This window comes from Streptomyces sp. NBC_00654 (assembly GCF_026341775.1).
In the GTDB taxonomy this organism is placed as follows: Bacteria; Actinomycetota; Actinomycetes; order Streptomycetales; family Streptomycetaceae; genus Streptomyces.
In genome coordinates, this window is the sequence record NZ_JAPEOB010000004.1 from 15,562 (window position 1) to 32,337 (window position 16,776).

Below are 16,776 nucleotides of genomic sequence, written 5' to 3' on the forward strand. Positions count from 1 at the left end.
CGGGAAGATCCATGAGGGTTCTTTTCAGCACCGTGCCCCTTGCGGGGCACTTCCTGCCGCTGGCGCCACTGGCGTGGGCACTGCGCGCGGCAGGTCACGAAGTCCTGGTGACGACACCGGACAATATTGTCGCCTCTGTTCTGGGTTCGGGACTACCGGTCGCCTCCTGCGGCCCGCAGGCTGAGTTCACCGGACTCATCAGACGGGAAGACCTGTCCGAGGTGCCAGAGGGCCTCGTGCCTCAGCGCTATCTGCACGGGCGCGCCTTCGGCCGTATCGCGGGCGGTTCGCTGGCCGGCATCGCCGCGCTGGCAGAGTCATGGCAGCCAGACCTGCTGATCTGCGAGCGGGCCGAGTTCGCCGGACCGCTCGTCGCCGCCTCACGGAACGTCCCCTGGGTGCAGTATCACTGGTCGGTGGCGGAACTGCCCGAGTACCGACACGCCGCGGCGGAGGAACTCAGCACGGCGATGGCGGCGTCGGGCATCCGGGATCTGCCGCGGCCTGCTGCGGTCTTGGACCCCTGGCCTGCCAGCCTGCGTCTCGGGCACGCGGCGGGCCACCAGGAGATCCGTCATGTCCCGTCCCACGGTGACGCCCAGGTGCCCAGCTGGGTGTTCGAACGGCGGAGCCGGCCGCGGATCTGCCTCACATTCGGCACGGTCCTCCCCCAATACGGCGGCGGTGGCCTGCGCGGCCTGATGACGGCTCTGGCGCAGGCCCTGGCCGAGACCGGGGCGGAGCTGCTGCTCGCGGTGGACGACGCCCTGGCCGTCCAGTGGACGGCACCGCACCCGGCGATACGCCACATCGGCCGGCTGCCGCTCGCCGACACCTTCCCCACCTGCGATATCGTGGTCCACCACGGAGGGCAGGGCACGTCCCTGACCGCGCTGGCGGCGGGACGGCCGCAGTTCGTGTTGCCGGAGCTGGACGACCAGTTTGACAATGCCCGGGCCCTGGAGACGGCTGGGGCGGCCGTCGTGCTGCCCATGGCGGCCGCCGCCCCGGAGACGGTGGTCAAAGGGTGTCTGCGGCTACTCGAGGACGACCGGTATGCCAAAGCCGCGGCGCGTCTGGCCGAGGTGTCCGCTCTGATGCCCGCGCCCTCGGCGCTGGTGGCACCGCTCGAGGCACTGGCCCTGGCCGGGACGGGCCCGTGACGCACTGGTGCGTCACGGGCCCGTCCCTCAGGCGCGGCACTCCGGCAGACCGCCGTGGAACTCGCACATCTCCTTGAACGACCCGGATACGTCGATCCGGGCCCCCGGTGGCAGTCCCTCCAGCTCGGCGTAGGCGCGATGGAGGTTGCCGACGAGGCGTTCCGGGTCGGTCAGGGCGGCGTACGGGCCCGGCTGGGCCCGCCGGGCAGCCTCGAGCGGGGACAGACCGGCCAGCAGGCCGTCCTGCGCCAGTCCTCGGCACCATCGCAGGTACTCCTCGGTTTGGTCCAGCAACTCCGGGCCTCCGACCGCGCCGTGGCCCGGCACCACCACCCGGGGCCGCAGCGCGCGCATCCGGGCCATGGCCTGTAGCGAACCGGCCACGGACCCCATGAGCACGTACGGCGTGACGCCCGACCAGACCACGTCACCGGTGAACAGCACACGCCGCTCGGGAACCCAGACGGCGACGTCGGTCGCCGTGTGAGCGGGTCCGATGTGCAGTAGCTCCACGCGCGGACCGGCTCTGCCCAGGTGCAGCGTGAGTGCGGTGCGGAAGGTCAGCGTCGGCAGGGCGAGGGGGGTCTCGCCCCACGCGACCTGCGGCCACAGGCCGCGCAGGCCCAGTCCCGCCTCCGCCATGTCGGCGCGGGTCCCCTCGTGCGCGACGATGGTCGCCCGCGGCGCGAAGAGGCTGTTGCCGAAGACGTGGTCGCCGTGGAAGTGGGTGTTGACGACGATGTCCGGGCCGCCCCCGGCGACCGCGTCGACCTGGTCTGCCAGGTGCCTGGTACGGGCTTCGGTAGCGGCGGTGTCCACCAGCACGGAGGCTTCGGGGCCGACGACGAGTCCGGCGTTGTTCAGGCACCAGCCGCCCGGAAGCTGGAGATAGGCGTACACGCCGTCGGCGAGCCGGGTCAGCCGTCCGGGCGGGGCGACGACGCCGGTCACGGCCGTACCCCGGGCGGGTCGGGCAGGGCTGTGTAGCCGCCGCCGTGGAAGACGAGGGGCTGCCGGCCCGACGCGCCGCCGGAGACGGCGACCACCCGGCCGACGAGCAGCGCATGGTCCCCGGCCTCGAACTCGTGGTGAAGCTCGCACTCGAACCAGGCAGCCGCCGAGGGGACCACGGCGTTCCCCGTGATGCCGGGCACGCCACCGAGGCGTCTCATGGCAGTGGCGCCCTCAGGCCGGTCCGGTAGGCAGAACTCCCGTGCCAGGTCGTGCTGGTCACTGTTCAGCACACTGACCGCGTAGCCGCCGTGGGCCCGCACGCGCGGCCGCATCCGGCCGTCCGCCTTGACGGACACCAGGATCAGCAGCGGGTCCAGGGAGACGGAGGTCAGGCTGTTGAGGGTCATGACGACCAGGTCGTCGTCCCGGCCGCACGTGAGCAGGGTCACCCCGGTGGGGAAGCAGCCCATCGTCGCCCGGAAGACTGCCGCGTCCGGACGCGTCTGTGTGGTGGCGACCGGATTCGTCATCGTTTCGCTCCGGATAGTGGGAGTCATCAGTAGTTGCCGAGTCCACCGCAGACGTTGAGTGCCTGGGCCGTGATCGCGGCGGCGGCGTCCGTCGTCAGGTAGCCCACGAGCCCGGCGACCTCCTCCGGTGACACATAGCGCCCCATGGGGATCCGCCCTTCGAACCGGCTCCGGATCTCCTCTTCGCTGACGCCGTGGTAAGAGGCGTGTCCCTGGCGGACGCGTTCGGCCATGGGGGTCTCGACGAAGCCGGGGCAGACGGCGTTCACGGTGACGCCGGTGCGGGCCAGTTCCAGGCCGACGGCCTTGGTGAAGCCGACCACGCCGTGCTTGGACGCCGAGTAGGGGGCGGCCAGCGCCACGCCCTGCTTGCCGCCCGTGGAGGCAATGTTGATCACTCGCCCCCAGCCGGCTTCGACCATTCCGCCCCTGGCCAGCACTTCGCGGGTGACCCTGAAGACACCGTGCAGGTTGGTGTCGATCACGTCGAACCATGTGGCGTCGTCGAGCCGCGCGGTCTCGCCGCCGCCGTTGCGTCCCGCGTTGTTGACCAGCACGCCGATCGGTCCGTGGGCGGCGACCGCGTCCGCCACGGCCGCCCGCACCTGCTCCGTCGAGGTGACGTCGCATACCGTGCCTGAAACCTCCAGTCCTTCCTCACGCAGCCTCTTCACGAGGCCACGCACGTTCTCCGCACTGCGTGCGCACCCGAAGACCGCCATGCCCTGGCGGGCCAGCAGCTCGGTCACGGCCAGGCCGATCCCGCTGGTCGCACCAGTGACGAGGGCCACCCGGCGTTCCATGCCTGTCATCGTCATCCTGCTCTCCCGCCATCGACAGTCCGCCGTGCACGACCGTGGCAACGTCTGCTTGCGCGGGTCTCGAAACGGGCTGGAGGCCCCGGCCGGTCGAGCACGGTTCGACGGTGCGTCGAGGCCCCGGCGCAAGAGTGGACGACGTCCGTACGCGCGGGCACCGCGCCGCCCGGAGTTGAGGAGTTTTCGATGCCCGAAGAGATCCCTGACGTCAGGAAGTCGGTCGTTGTAGCAGCGTCCATGGAGCACTGCTTCGAGGTCTTCACCCAGCGTCCCGCCGACTGGTGGCCGCCCTCACACGTACTGGTGAGGAAGGAGCGCGCGGGTCTGGCCTTCGAGCCCTTCGTCGGCGGCCGCTACTACGAGTGGGACGTCGACGGCGCCGAGATCGCCTGGGGCCGCATCCTGGAATGGGATCCGCCGCACCGGCTCGCCATGACCTGGCGGATCGACGGCCGCTGGCAGCCCGTTCCGGACGACGACCGGGCCAGCGAGATCGAGGTCGACTTCACCGCGGCCGGCAGCGGAGGCACACGGGTGGAGCTGGCGCACGTCAAGCTGCACCGGCACGGCGACGGCGCGTGGAACATCCACAAAGCACTGGACGGCCCGGACCCGGGAGAGACTCTGGCCCGTTTCGCGAACGCCATCTGACCCGTCACAACGGCCGGCAGGAAGGGCACGAGATGTACGAGGCCACCCCACGGAGCGCCGAACCGACCGGCCCTGTCGAGAAGTTGTGCACCCTCGCCGCACAGCAGGCCGATACCGCCGACCACACCGGCCGGCTCGCGCCGGAGGTCACCGACTCCCTCCGGGAGGCCGGGTTCGCCCGGCATTTCGTGGCCACCCGGTGGAGCGGCTCCGAAGGATCGTTCGCCGACCTCACGCGGGCGGTCGTCGCCCTGGGGCAGGCGTGTCCGGCCACCGCCTGGTGTGCGTCGCTGAGCGCTTACTCCGCGCGATTCGCCTGCCACCTTCCGCCCGAGGGACAACAGGCGCTGTGGGAGGGGGGGCCGGACACCGTGATCGCGACGGCGCTGATGCCTGGCGGACGAGCCGAGGCCGCCGGGGGCAGCTGGCGGCTGGCGGGCCGGTGGAGTTACGTCAGCGGCATCGACTTCGCCGACTGGGTCCTGCTCTGCGCCACCGTGGACTGCGGTGACGGGGCTCCCCGGCTGAGGTTCTTCGCCCTTCCCCGGGGCATGTACACGGTTCACGGTGACTGGGACAGCGTCGGCATGCGGGCGACTGCCAGTCACACCGTCGTCGTGGACTCCGTCACCGTCCCGGACCATCTGACGTTCGACCGGAGTGTCATGATCACCGGAAGCAATCCGCACTCCGACGTCCCCGCCCACAGCGTGCCGTTCCAGGCGGTGGGCGGACTGACCTTCATCGCACCGGTGATCGGCGCGGGGATCGGCGCGCTGAGCGCCTTCGCCGCCGGTCTCACCGGACGTCGGCGTACAGCGGCCAACGAGTCAGCTCTGGTACGTGCCTCGGGTCGGGTCGACGCCGCACGCCACCTCGTCGAAGAGAACACCCGGGTGCTCGACGAGCGGTGGTTCACGCCCGACCACATGGCGCGCAACGAACGCAACGCCACCTACGCCGCGGAGGCTGTCAGGGAAGCCGTCGGTCTTCTCATCTCCGCAGCGGGCACCGCGGGTCTCGGGTCCCGGCATCCGCTGCAGCGGTTCTGGCGGGACGTCACCTCCGCGACGAGCCATGTGGCACTGCAGTACGACACTGCGGCCAGGAAGAACTACTCGGCGGTACTCGCTGGACCGGCGCGGTGAGGGCCCCGTTCGCCGACCGGGCGACGTGGCAGATCAGGAGAGACGGCGAGGGGCAGGCTTCGCCAGGCAGACGGCGGTCGGCCCGTGGTGGCCCTAGCAGCGTTCCAGGGCCGGTCCAGCCCACCGCACGAAGGTGAGGAGCGGCGCGCGAGGCCGGGACCTGCACGTACTCCGAGGTCATGAGGAGATCAGGTGACACACGCATCGCAGCGTTCCGTTCGGCGGGTCAACGCGGAACTCTACGTCGATGTCCTGCAGTTCTACGCCCGGCAGATGCCGTTGCTGGAGGAGCGGCGTCTGGAGGAGTTCCTGGAGACGATGACCGAGGACGGCTCCATCGAACACGTGCCCAACGGTTGGCGGATCGAGGGCAGGAGCGCCCTGCTCGCCGAGATGCGTGCTCGCCGGGGCGATCCCGGCCGGCCGCTGGTCGGGGAGGTGTCAGCGCGTCAGGCGCGGGGGGACGACGTGGCCTACTACGACGGGATCGTCTACCGGTACTGGTTCGACAGGATGCGCATCGAGCCGGAGTCGGACGACGTCCTGAGGGTTGGCTACCAGGCGATGGTCAGCATGACGGACGCCACCGGCAAGGTGAGCTTCGAGCCGACGACGACGGTCGAGGACGTACTGGTCCGCCATGACGGCGAGTGGTACACGCGGTCGCGACGGGTCACCCACGACTCGCCCAACTGGGCCGACAAGATCCATAACCCGTCGTGACCGGGTGCCCGGCTCTCATTCCGACGTTCCCAGCCGCATGCCCACCGGTAGTCGACACCAACGGAGGTGCCACGATCGTGTCATCGTCTCAAGAACCCGAGGTCTTCCCCTTCGAGGGCTCCTCCTACAGGGGGCCGGACCCCCGGTACGCCCGGTGGCGGGCCCAGGAGCCGGTGAAACGCGTCCGTACGGCGGGCGGGGTGGATGCCTGGCTCGTCACCCGGTATGAGGACGTGCGGGCGGCCCAGGCCGACCCCCGTCTGAGCAGGGCCCTGGCCTGCGGCCCCGGCGCTCCCCGGATCGGCGGCACCATGTACACGACTCCCGACATGATCATTTCCATGGACTCGCCCGAACACTCCCGCCTGCGCAAGCTGGTGGCCGGGGCCTTCACAGGCCGCCGGGTCGAGCGGATGCGGCCGCGTGTGCAGTCGGTGCTGGACGAGCTGCTCGACGGTATCGAGGCCAAGGGTTCGCCGGCGGACCTCGTACCGCAGCTCACCCTCCCCTTTCCCCTGACGGTGATCGGCGAGCTGCTTGGCGTCCCGCCCGAGGACCTGCGGAAGTTCGAGGTGTGGGCCCGTGCCTTCGCCACCGTCGACGACCGGGCGGGTGGCGAGGCGTCGCTGGAGGGCCTGGCGAAACTGAGCGAGTACATCGTCGGCCTGATCGCGGACAAGCGGACCGGGCCGGCGGACGACATGCTGTCGGAGCTGATCGCGGCCCGTGACCAGGACGACCGGCTCAGCGAGCCGGAGCTGGTCACGTTCGGCTTCACTCTCATCGGCGCGGGTTTCGACACGACGGCCAATCAGCTCGCCAACTCGGTCCTGGCACTGATCGCGCGCCATCGCGACCAGTGGGACCTGCTGGTCGAGGACCCCGCCCGCGTCCCGGCCGCGGTGGACGAGCTTCTCCGTCACGTCAATCTGTTCGCCACGGACACGTCCGGCTTCCCGCGGATCGCGGCACAGGACATGGAGATCGGCGGTGTCAAAATCTCCGCCGGTGACGCGGTCCTTCTGTCGCTGGCCTCGGCGAACCGGGACGAGACCGTTTTCGAGGATCCGGACCGCTTGGACCTGGGCCGGGTGCGCAACCCGCATCTGTCCTTCGGCCACGGTCTCCATCACTGCCTCGGCAAGCACCTCGGCCGGATGGAGATGGAGATCGCGCTGACCGGCCTGGTCCGGCGCCTGCCGGACCTGCGCCTGGCGGTGGACGAGGGGGAACTGCCCTGGCATGTGGGCGAGATCAACCACACCTTGACGTCCCTGCCGGTCACCTGGGGACCCTGATCCCGTGGCCGAGACATCGCCGCCGTTGGTACGGCCGCGGACGGGCCCCGGGGCCGCCTGCGAACAGCTGACATCCTGGACGCCATGAGTGAGACCTCAGCCCGATTACTGAAGTTGTTGTCCCTGCTGCAGACACCGCGGGAGTGGCCCGGCAGCGAACTCGCCGAACGCATGGGCGTCAGTCCCCGTACCATCCGCCGGGACATCGACCGCCTGCGTGACCTCGGGTATCCGGTCCACGCCACGAGAGGCGCGGTGGGCGGCTACCGTCTGGTCGCGGGAGCCGCCATGCCCCCACTCCTGCTGGACGACGACGAGGCCGTCGCCATCACCGTCGGACTGCGCACGGCGGCACACGCGGTGGACGGCATCGAGGAGGCCGCCGTGCGGGCGCTGGTGAAGCTGGAGCAGGTCCTGCCGTCGCGTCTGCGGCACAGGGTGAGCGCCCTGGGTGCCGCAACCGTACCGTTGCCGGGTTACGGACCCGGGGTCGCCGCCGAGCATCTGACCGTGCTCGCCGCGGCCGTTGCCGGCCGGGAACAACTGCGATTCGCGTACCGGTCGGCATACGGCCGGCCCAGGCAGGAGCCGAGCCGGCCGCAGGACACCCAACGGCTCGTGGAACCTCACCGGCTGGTGTCGACCGGCCGCCGCTGGTACCTCGTGGCGTACGACAACGAACGTGAGGACTGGCGGACGTTCCGTGTCGACCGCATCCGGGGTCCGCGGCCGACGGGCGTACGCGTGCCAACTCGGTCCCTGCCGGTCGAGGACGCCGCCGCGTATGTCACCCACCGGCTCTCGGAGCTCGCTCCCCTCTACCGGGCTGTGGCCACCTTGTACGCCCCGGCGAGCGAGGTCGAGGACCGGCTCGGGGGCACCGGCGACGAACTCGAGGAACTGTCCGAACACAGCTGCCGGTTGCGCACGCAGGCGGATTCCCTGGGGTGGCTGGCGTTTCGGCTGGTGAGCATCGGATGCCCGTTTGACGTGCACGAACCGCCCGCTCTGGTGGCATACATGCGTGATCTGGGCGCCAGGGCCAGCCAGTCCGTCGACGGCTCCGCACGGCCTCCCGTGGGGCGGGCCATCTCGGACACCCCCTGACCTATATGGGGTCTAGCGTCGAAGCGTCCGTGGGACGACACCCCGCACCCCTCAAATCTTCAGGAGCGAAGGCCATGAACCCTGCCCAGGAGGCTCCTCCGGGCTCTGCCGAGGACCGGCGCCGATGGATCGCGCTGGCCGTAGTCCTGACCGCGTCCTTGCTGGACCTGGTCGACGCGACCATCGTCAACGTCGCGATCCCCGCTATCCAGCGGGACATCGACGCCTCGTACAGCGCTATCCAGTGGATCACGGGCGGCTACACCCTCGCGTTCGCCGTGGGTCTGATCACCGGCGGGCGGCTCGGCGACATCTGGGGCCGCAAGCGGGTCTTCCAGCTCTCCATGCTGGGCTTCACTGCGGCATCCGCCCTCTCCGGTCTGGCGATGGGCCCCGAGATGCTGATCGGCGCGCGTATCCTGCAGGGCCTCATGGCCGCCATGATGGTGCCGCAGGTGCTGTCGATCATCCATGTGACGTTCAGTCCCCAGGAGAGCGGTAGGGTCTACGGGCTGTTCGGCGCCATCAGCGGCATCGGCGCGGTGTCCGGACCGGTCATCGGTGCGCTGCTCGTCGAGGCGGATCTGTTTGGCCTTGGCTGGCGACCGATCTTCCTCATCAACCTCCCGATCGGCCTCGTCGGTCTGGTCCTGGGCCAGCGCTACCTCACCGAGTCAAAGGCGCCGCACGCCGTCCGTCTCGATCTCATCGGGGTCGCCCTGGCCTCGCTGAGTCTCCTGCTGCTGGTCTACCCGCTCACCCAGGGCAGGGAGGCGGGCTGGCCGGCCTGGAGCTTCGTGGCCATGTGCGCGAGCATCCCCGCCTTCGTCGTCTTCGTACTGCATCAGCGAGCCAGGATCCGCGCCGGTAGCACCCCGCTCATCGAGTTGTCGCTGTTCAGGATCAAGAGCTTCGCGGCCGGCATCACCGTTCAGTTGAGTTTCGGCACCACGTTCGGCCTTTTCTCGCTCACCGGCGCCCTGTACATGCAGATCGGGCTCGGCTGGAGTGCGATCCACGCCGCTCTCACGAGCTTGATGTTCGGTGCCACAATGGCTTTGTCGACCAACGTCGCCATGCGAGTGCTGATGCCGAAGTACGGGCGCACGGTGCTCCAGGCCGGTGCCCTGCTGATGATCGCCGGGCTATTCGGCTATTACTGGGTCGCCGACAGCCAGGGAATCGGCACCACGTCCTGGGAGCTGGCGCCGGTCATGGTCGTGGCGGGCTGGGCTCTTGGCATGATCATGGCACCCTTGATGAGTGCGGTCCTGACCGACGTCCCGTTCCAGCACGCCGGCTCCGCTTCCGGACTGACCAACACCGTCAACCAGATGGGCATGGCGCTCGGTCTCGGCCTGGCCTCGGTGGCATACTTTGCCGTCGTCGACGACGCCACCGAGGCGGATCAGGCCAGTGGTGCCGCCTTCGTCGACGCTTTCATCAACACGTTGTGGTGGGTGATCGGCGGCATGGTGCTCGCCTTCCTCCTCATGTTCGCGCTGCCCGCGATGAAGCCTGGCGCGAAGGCAAAGGAGCGGGAGGCCGTCCCCGAAGACGTCTCCGAGCCGACGCGCTGAGGACCCGTACGGTGGGCGGGCTCCGGCACTCGGCCGGGGCCCGCCCAAGGCTCCGTGGAGACTCAACCGCGCAGCGAAGCCGCCGCACGCACGTCGTCGAGCAGGCGGGCCTGCTCCAGGCAGACACCGTCGGGCGTGCCCCCGGCACGGGCCGCCGCCGCGAACGCCATCACGGTGTTGTACGCCTGGTCCTCGGGGGGAACAAGCAGGTCCCGTGGGCCGGAGCCGTCGTCCACTCGGATGACCGGCCGATGGTCGGCGGGGGGTGTGAAGGCCTGGCCCACCGTGATGCTGCCGCCGGTTCCCCACAGGGCGTACGTGCTGCAATAGGCGTGATCCAGACCGAAGGAGACGTGCACGCCGGTGCCGTCCGGTGCCACAAGAAGCGCCGACCCGGCCGAGTCGACCTGGTGCCCGCTGCCCCGCACCAGGGACGCACCGACAACCTCCAGACCCGGCCCCAGGAAGTGGCAGGCGGCGCGCAGCGGATACACACCTGTGTCCCACAGGGCGCCGCCGCCCAGCTCGGGCCGACGGCGAATGTCGTCCTGGGCACGTCGAGGCACCATGAAGTGCGCCTCGAAACCGCGTAATTCACCGACGGCCCCCTCATCGAGGAGTTTCCGAACGACGGCGTGCAGGCCATGGTGGACGAACATGACGTTCTCCATCAGGGCCAGACGCTGGCTCCGGGCCAGTTCGACCAGCCTGCCGGTCGACTCGCGGCGCAACGACAGCGGCTTCTCCACAAGCACGTGCTTGCCCGCGAGCAGTGCCGCTTCGGTCCATTCGGCGTGCAGGGCCGCCGGCAGCGGCACATACACGGCCTCGACCGCCTCGTCCGTCAGTAGCGCCTCATATCCGTGCACCGCCCGGCAGCCGTAGACGTCGGCCAGTTCTGCGGCGCGCGCCGGGTCACGGCTCGCCACCGCGACGACCTCGGTCCGCGGAGCGCGAGCGATGGCGGGGAGCATTCTGCGCCTGGCGATGTCCGCGCACCCCATGACCCCGATCCGAAGCGGTTCCGTCACAGCTTCACCGCCCCGCTGTTGAGGGCCGACAGCAGAGAGCGAGCCTGCACGTTCACATAACGGCTGTGCCGTACGAGCCAGTTCAGCTGCCCCGGGGTCACCCAGCGGTATCCCGGAGGCGGCGTCGACAGTCCGGCGGCGGCGACATCATCGATGTCCACGACGAGATGACGGCTGACTGCGTTGAGGAAACGGCCGCCTTCCTCGGAGTGCAGCGCGGCGTAACGGATGTTCGTCGGCGCGGCGTCCAGCACCAGGTCGAGAAAGCGCGGGGCGGCGGGCTCCGTGTACCCCTGGTAGTTGTCCGGGACGCACTGCACGGTGGGTCCCAGTTCCACGGTCTCGAGGAACCCGCCCTCCGCCCGGGCGTGGACCAGCACGTGCGGCACCCCGTCGAATCGGCCCGCCAAGAAAGCCGTCACGCCGGTCGCGACCGGCTCGAACAGCGGCTGCGTCCAGCCGGACACCTCCCGGTTCGCCGCCTCGGCCCGAACGGCGACCACCTGGAAGAACCGGTTGTCGGGACGGCGGACGGCTGATTCGGTCCGCACCCATCCGTCCACTTCGGCGAGCGGCAGCGGCTCGGCGCGCACCTGGTGCCGGGCCTTCTCCCTCGTGACCCAGGACAGCAGATCGGTGTCGGAGGACAGCGCGTCCGGCTCGGCCCGGAGGTTCGGTGCGCACGCCAGGACCGTCCGTGCGTCCATGTTCACCACGTGGTCCTGCAGCAGCAGTTCGCCGAGCTGGCCCAGGGTCAGCCAGCAGAAGTCCGGGTCGGCCGGCACGTCCTCGCGCGTCTCGACGATGACGTTCCGGTTGGCCTTGTGCAGGAACCACGACCCGTGCTCGGACTGCAGGACGTCGACGAGGACGCGGGCCGGGCGCAGGCCCGTAAAGTACTCAAGGTATTTTACGGCCGCGCCGCCGTGCGCCTTGGTGTAGTTGCTGCGGGTGGCCTGCACGGTCGGCGAGAGCTGGACCAGCCGCGGATTGCCCGGCTCCATCTTCGCCTGCATCAGGAAGTGCAGCACGCCGTCGAACTCCTTGGCGAGGATGCCGAGGATGCCGACCTCCGGCTGGTTGATGATCGGCTGCTGCCAGTCATGGGCTCCCTCCCCCACCTGCACTCGCAGACCGTGCACGGTGAAAAAACGCCCGCTGTCGTGGACCAGGTTTCCCGTGGACCGTTCGAACGACCAGCCCTCGAGCTGGTTGAACGGAATCCTGTGCACCCGGAACGGATGAGCGGCACTGCGCTCGGCCATCCAGCCGAAGAAGTCCGCAGTAGGCATCCCGGCACCGGACCCGGCGGCCTCCGCGGAACGCCGGAATCTCTCCGGCAGCGCGGCATCCGCACGGGGCCGCAGGAGGGTGGCCCCTGTCGGGAGGTCACCCTTCAGCCTCGTGCGCTGTGCCCACCCCGCAGAGGTGTCGACCAGCGCCGCTTCGGTCAGTTCGCTCATGCCGGTGTCCCTTCCAGAAGGAGCCGTCGGCCTCTGATGGCGCTCACCGTAGAAGCAGGGTCTGGAGACCCGGTCGTACGGTCCTCGGTCCACTCGGCGGACCACGAAGGAGCGAGTCGACGGATCCTCAAGGCCCTCATGGCACCGTCTCGACTCACTGGCTTCTGCGGAGCCGGTCGGGACAAGAGGGCGCTTTCACCACCAGGAGGACGAGTGGTCATCGATCGCTGCCGCGTCTGCGGCAACCGCACGCTGCTGCCCGTACTGGACCTCGGTCCACAGGCCCTGACCGGTGTCTTTCCCCGGTCGCGCGAGGAAATCGTCCCCGTCGTCCCGCTCGAACTCGTCCGGTGCTCGCCGGACGGCTGCGGCCTCGTGCAGCTGCGGCACGTCGCCGACTTCGGCCTCATGTACGGCGGCAGTTACGGCTACCGCTCGGGCATACGCCCCTTCATGGTCCGGCACCTGGCGAGCAAGGTGAACGCGGTCATGAAGCTGGTCACTCCCGGCCCCGGTGACCTGGTGGTGGACATCGGCAGCAATGACTCCACCTTGTTGCGGCAGTACCCAGCGGACGGCCCGGCCCTGGTGGGCGTGGACCCGGTCGGTGCCAAGTTCCGTCATCTGTACCCGGCCCGGGCGGAGTTGATCACCGACTTCTTCTCCAAGAAGGTGTTCACCGAGCGGTTCGGTTCGCGCCGGGCCAAGGCCGTCACCTCAATCGCGATGTTCTACGACCTGCCGCACCCCCTGCAGTTCATGCAGGGCATCCGCGACATCCTTGCCGACGACGGGGTGTGGGTGACCGAGCAGAGCTACCTGCCATCGATGCTTGATGCCACCGCCTACGACGTCGTCTGCCACGAACACCTGGGGTACTACAGCCTGCGGCAGATCGAGTGGATGGCCGAGCGGGTGGGGCTGACGGTCATCAGGGCGGAACTGACCGACGTGTACGGCGGCAGTCTGGACGTCACCTTCGCCAGGACCCCCACCCGTCACCGGGTGGACGAGACGGGCCTGGCCGCGATCCGCGCGCGGGAGTCCGCTCTCGGTCTGGACGGCCCGGCCCCGTTCGCCCGGTTCGCGGAACGGAGCAGGCGATACCGCGACGCGCTCCGGGAGTTCCTCGACGACTCCCGCAAGGCCGGAAAGCTGACGGTCGGCTACGGCGCCTCAACCAAGGGGAACGTGATCCTCCAGTACTGCGGGCTGGGCCCGGACGACCTCCTGTGCATCGGCGAGCCCAACGAGGAGAAGGCCGGGTGCTTCACTCCCGGCACCGGGATACCGATCGTCTCCGAATCCGAGGCCAAGGCGTATGGGCCCGACCAGTTGCTGGTACTTCCGTGGATCTACCGCGACGGGTTCGTCGAGCGGGAGCGCGACTTCCTCGACGGCGGGGGAAAGCTGGTCTTCCCGCTTCCCGTCCTCAGCGTCGTCGAGGGGCGGTGACCGGGATGCGCACCCGCGCGCTCGCCGTGGCCGGAGCCTTCGAGTTCACGCCCGAGGTGCATAGCGACGAGCGCGGTCTCTTCGTGTCCCCCCTGCAGCAGTCCGCGTTCGTGGCCGCGGTCGGCCATGGTTTCACAATCGCCCAGACCAATCACAGCAGATCGGCGAAGGGGGTCCTGCGCGGCATTCACTTCACGACCACTCCGCCGGGGCAGGCCAAGTACGTCTACTGCGCGCGGGGACGCGCGATGGACGTCGTGGTGGACATCAGGGTGGGCTCACCGACCTTCGGCCGGTGGGACGTCGTCCACATGGATCCCCACACTTTCCGGGCGGCGTACTTCCCGGTCGGGGTCGGACACGCCTTCCTCGCCCTCGAGGATGACACCGTCATGTCCTACCTGGTCAGTTCCGCGTACCGAGCCGAACTGGAGCTGGCCATCGACCCGTTCGACCGCTCACTCGGCGTGCCCTGGCCGAGCGGCATGGAGTTCGTCGTCTCCGGGCGGGACCGGGCCGCACCGGGTCTGGCGCAGACGGAGGCCGCAGGCGGACTTCCGCGGTACGCCGACTGCCTGGACCTCGAGGACGGCCATCCGGCCGCCGGCCGCGCCGGCGGTCCGGAGTGACCCAGCACGGAGCGGCCGGGGCGGTCGCGGTCCTCGGCGGCACTGGCTGCATGGGCCGCCACATCTGCGCCGCGTTCGCGGAACAGGGCGCTCACGTCGTGGCCGTCTCTCGCCGCCGTACACCCGCCGTCGACGGGTACCGGTTCCTGCCATTGGACGCCGCCCGGTGCACGGCCGAGGAACTGGCCGCCGTGCTGGCCGCCGAGAAGGTCGACACGGTCGTCAACGCGACACTCGGCTGGGGCCGGACCAAGGAGGAAATGGGCTACACCAACGTCCGTCTGGTGGAGCGGCTGCTCTGCGCCCTGCGCAGCATGGCGCATCCCCCGCGCCTGGTTCATCTGGGCACCATCCACGAGTACGGCCCGGTGTCGCACGGCACGCTGATCGACGAGGACGTGCCGCCGCGGCCACAGACGCTGTACGCCCTGGCAAAGCTCACCGCCTCGCACATGGTGCTGGAGGCTGTTCGGGCCGGCCGGCTGGACGGCACCGTGCTACGGGTAACGAACACGATCGGCCCGCATCCGGCCCCGGAAAGCTTCTTCGGCGCGCTCGCCGCCCGGCTCCGGGACAGCGGAGCGGCCGAGGGCATCGAGCTGACCATCGCCGACGCCCGACGGGACTACGTCGATGTCAGGGATGCGGCCGACGCCGTGGTCCGGGCGGCCCAGAGCCCGCTCGCCGGTCCTCTGGTGAACATCGGCCGAGGTGAGGCTCTGCACATCCGCGAGCTGGTCGACGCGCTGGTCAGGGCGACGGGGCTGGCGCCGGAGAGTGTTCGTGAGCGTCGGGGCGCCGTGACCGGCCGGAGCGCCGGAGCCGACTGGATCCGGGTCGACAACTCCCGTGCCAGGCAGCTCCTGGGTTGGCAGTCCCGCTACGGCATTGACGAGTCCATGCAGGACCTGTGGGACACCGTTCGTCCGGCGTCCGCCCCACCGGCGCCAGTCCCCACCAGGGACGACCGGCCCCGGCGGTGACGCGTCGGTGCCGGGCCGGGTCACCGCTGCACGCGGACTCTAGCCCCGTTCGACAGCAGCACGCGACCTTGTTGCCCGGCCGCCCGGGCCGTCCCGAGGATCCCAAAAGGAGCCTGTATGAGCCCGCCCGTCACCCCTTACCTGGTGCACATCCCCGACGCGCAACTCGCCGATCTGCGGCACCGGCTGGCAAGCGCCCGGTGGCCGGAGGCCGAGACGGTCGGCGACTGGTCCCAGGGGATGCCGCTGACGTACGCGAAAGATCTGGCCGCGTACTGGGCGCAGCGGTACGACTGGCGGGCCGCCGAGGCCCGGCTGAACGCCGTTCCCCAGTTCCGCACCGACATCGACGGGCTGGGGATCCACTTCCTGCACGCCCGCTCGCCTCATCCACGGGCACTTCCCCTGCTGGTCAGCCACGGCTGGCCCGGGTCGGTGGTGGAGTTCCTGGACATCGTCGATCCGCTCACCGATCCGCCGGACCCCGCAGACGCCTTCCACGTCGTGTGCCCGTCACTGCCCGGATATGGATTCAGCGGCAAGCCGTCGGACTCCGGCTGGCCGGTGGACCGGGTCGCCGGCGCCTGGGCGACGCTGATGGGGCGACTCGGTTACGACCGGTACGGGGCGCACGGCGTGGACTGGGGGTCCTTTGTCACTGCGGCCATGGCGGAGACCGACACCGGCAACCTGGCCGGCATCCATCTGACGATGCCGTTCGCCCGGCCGCCCAAGGAGCAGGTCGCGCTGGACGAACGCGACCTGGCAGGGCTGGCCGCGATGAAGGAGTTCCAGCAGCAGGAGGGTGGCTATTCGGTCGTCCAGAGCACCCGCCCGCAGACGCTCGGCTACGCCCTGAGCGACTCGCCGGTGGGGCAGCTGGCCTGGATGGCTGAGAAGTACTGGGCCTGGAGCGACCACGACGGGGATCTGGACAAGGTCATCCCCAGGGACCGGCTGCTGGACGCTGTGTCGGTCAGCTGGTTCCGCTCGACGGCAGCGTCCTCGGCCCGCATTTACTGGGAGAGCCAGAACAAGCTGGCCCTCGGCCCGGTCCGCGTGCCAGCCGCGGTCTCCAACTTCCCGAAGGACGGCCGGATGCCGCGGCCGTGGATCGAACACAGGTTCACGGATCTGCGCCGCTGGACGGACCATCCCGTCGGTGGTCACTTCCCGGCTCTCGAACAGCCTGACGCCCTCGTCGGGGAACTGCGCGCCTTCTTCCGCACCCTGCGTTGACGAC

The 16,776-nt window shown here is 69.8% G+C and carries 16 protein-coding genes; 11 read left to right on the forward strand and 5 right to left on the reverse strand.

Annotation, left to right across the window (positions count from 1 at the left end):
• Positions 1–11: 11 nt before the first annotated feature.
• Positions 12–1,163 (forward strand): nucleotide disphospho-sugar-binding domain-containing protein, encoded by a 1,152-nt coding sequence (locus OHA98_RS38345; RefSeq protein WP_266932685.1) that lies wholly within the window; start codon positions 12–14, stop codon positions 1,161–1,163.
• Between the two features lie 27 nt (positions 1,164–1,190).
• Here OHA98_RS38345 and OHA98_RS38350 read toward each other — a convergent pair whose 3' ends face one another.
• The 3 genes from OHA98_RS38350 to OHA98_RS38360 are packed head-to-tail and all read right to left on the reverse strand — an operon-like array spanning position 1,191 to position 3,459.
• Complete coding sequence (locus tag OHA98_RS38350) at positions 1,191–2,114, reverse strand: MBL fold metallo-hydrolase (RefSeq protein ID WP_266932686.1); 924 nt, start codon at positions 2,112–2,114, stop codon at positions 1,191–1,193.
• Entirely contained in the window at positions 2,111–2,647 is a 537-nt protein-coding gene (locus tag OHA98_RS38355) for a flavin reductase family protein (protein ID WP_266932688.1), read from the reverse strand. Before OHA98_RS38355 ends, OHA98_RS38350 begins: the two co-directional genes overlap by 4 nt.
• Positions 2,648–2,673: 26 nt before the next feature.
• Complete coding sequence (locus tag OHA98_RS38360) at positions 2,674–3,459, reverse strand: SDR family NAD(P)-dependent oxidoreductase (protein WP_266933025.1); 786 nt, start codon at positions 3,457–3,459, stop codon at positions 2,674–2,676.
• 192 nt (positions 3,460–3,651) lie between these two features.
• On the opposite strand from OHA98_RS38360, the gene OHA98_RS38365 reads away from it, so the two are divergent.
• The 6 genes from OHA98_RS38365 to OHA98_RS38390 all read left to right on the forward strand — a co-directional run bounded on the left by OHA98_RS38365 (position 3,652) and on the right by OHA98_RS38390 (position 9,972).
• Positions 3,652–4,116 carry an SRPBCC family protein gene (locus OHA98_RS38365; protein WP_266932689.1) on the forward strand — a complete coding sequence of 155 codons (465 nt, stop codon included), beginning with the start codon at positions 3,652–3,654 and terminating at the stop codon, positions 4,114–4,116.
• Positions 4,117–4,148: 32 nt separating this feature from the next.
• Positions 4,149–5,264 (forward strand): hydrolase, encoded by a 1,116-nt coding sequence (locus tag OHA98_RS38370; protein ID WP_266932690.1) that lies wholly within the window; start codon positions 4,149–4,151, stop codon positions 5,262–5,264.
• A 192-nt stretch (positions 5,265–5,456) separates the two neighbouring features.
• Positions 5,457–5,987, forward strand: a complete 531-nt coding sequence (locus tag OHA98_RS38375; RefSeq protein WP_266932691.1) for a nuclear transport factor 2 family protein — start codon at positions 5,457–5,459, stop codon at positions 5,985–5,987.
• Positions 5,988–6,064: 77 nt separating this feature from the next.
• Entirely contained in the window at positions 6,065–7,285 is a 1,221-nt protein-coding gene (locus tag OHA98_RS38380; protein ID WP_266932692.1) for a cytochrome P450, read from the forward strand.
• A gap of 84 nt (positions 7,286–7,369) precedes the next feature.
• A complete protein-coding gene (locus OHA98_RS38385) occupies positions 7,370–8,392 on the forward strand; it encodes a YafY family protein (protein ID WP_266932693.1) in 1,023 nt (340 codons plus the stop codon).
• A gap of 158 nt (positions 8,393–8,550) precedes the next feature.
• Complete coding sequence (locus OHA98_RS38390; protein ID WP_323179709.1) at positions 8,551–9,972, forward strand: MFS transporter; 1,422 nt, start codon at positions 8,551–8,553, stop codon at positions 9,970–9,972.
• A gap of 62 nt (positions 9,973–10,034) precedes the next feature.
• On the opposite strand, the gene OHA98_RS38395 is transcribed toward OHA98_RS38390, so the two are convergent.
• Entirely contained in the window at positions 10,035–11,003 is a 969-nt protein-coding gene (locus OHA98_RS38395; RefSeq protein ID WP_266932696.1) for a Gfo/Idh/MocA family protein, read from the reverse strand.
• On the reverse strand, positions 11,000–12,466 hold the full coding sequence (locus OHA98_RS38400) for an NDP-hexose 2,3-dehydratase family protein (RefSeq protein WP_266932698.1): 1,467 nt from the start codon (positions 12,464–12,466) through the stop codon (positions 11,000–11,002). Before OHA98_RS38400 ends, OHA98_RS38395 begins: the two co-directional genes overlap by 4 nt.
• A 213-nt stretch (positions 12,467–12,679) precedes the next feature.
• Between OHA98_RS38400 and OHA98_RS38405 the strand changes: the two genes are divergently transcribed.
• From OHA98_RS38405 to OHA98_RS38420, 4 genes are all read left to right on the forward strand, one after another.
• Complete coding sequence (locus OHA98_RS38405) at positions 12,680–13,921, forward strand: class I SAM-dependent methyltransferase (RefSeq protein ID WP_266932700.1); 1,242 nt, start codon at positions 12,680–12,682, stop codon at positions 13,919–13,921.
• Between the two features lie 5 nt (positions 13,922–13,926).
• Positions 13,927–14,550 (forward strand): dTDP-4-dehydrorhamnose 3,5-epimerase family protein, encoded by a 624-nt coding sequence (locus OHA98_RS38410; RefSeq protein ID WP_266932701.1) that lies wholly within the window; start codon positions 13,927–13,929, stop codon positions 14,548–14,550.
• The gene (locus tag OHA98_RS38415; protein WP_266932702.1) at positions 14,547–15,533 is read left to right on the forward strand and encodes an NAD(P)-dependent oxidoreductase; all 987 of its coding nucleotides are present in this window, start codon (positions 14,547–14,549) and stop codon (positions 15,531–15,533) included. Before OHA98_RS38410 ends, OHA98_RS38415 begins: the two co-directional genes overlap by 4 nt.
• Before the next feature lie 117 nt (positions 15,534–15,650).
• Entirely contained in the window at positions 15,651–16,772 is a 1,122-nt protein-coding gene (locus OHA98_RS38420) for an epoxide hydrolase family protein (protein WP_266932703.1), read from the forward strand.
• The last annotated feature ends 4 nt before the right edge of the window (positions 16,773–16,776 follow it).

Coding starts and splice junctions, on each gene's coding strand:
- OHA98_RS38345 (WP_266932685.1), top strand. CDS start 12: ATGAGGGTTCTTTTCAGCACCGTGCCCCTTGCGGGGCACTTCCTGCCG.
- OHA98_RS38355 (WP_266932688.1), bottom strand. CDS start 2,647: ATGACGAATCCGGTCGCCACCACACAGACGCGTCCGGACGCGGCAGTC.
- OHA98_RS38360 (WP_266933025.1), bottom strand. CDS start 3,459: ATGACAGGCATGGAACGCCGGGTGGCCCTCGTCACTGGTGCGACCAGC.
- OHA98_RS38365 (WP_266932689.1), top strand. CDS start 3,652: ATGCCCGAAGAGATCCCTGACGTCAGGAAGTCGGTCGTTGTAGCAGCG.
- OHA98_RS38370 (WP_266932690.1), top strand. CDS start 4,149: ATGTACGAGGCCACCCCACGGAGCGCCGAACCGACCGGCCCTGTCGAG.
- OHA98_RS38385 (WP_266932693.1), top strand. CDS start 7,370: ATGAGTGAGACCTCAGCCCGATTACTGAAGTTGTTGTCCCTGCTGCAG.
- OHA98_RS38400 (WP_266932698.1), bottom strand. CDS start 12,466: ATGAGCGAACTGACCGAAGCGGCGCTGGTCGACACCTCTGCGGGGTGG.
- OHA98_RS38410 (WP_266932701.1), top strand. CDS start 13,927: ATGCGCACCCGCGCGCTCGCCGTGGCCGGAGCCTTCGAGTTCACGCCC.
- OHA98_RS38420 (WP_266932703.1), top strand. CDS start 15,651: ATGAGCCCGCCCGTCACCCCTTACCTGGTGCACATCCCCGACGCGCAA.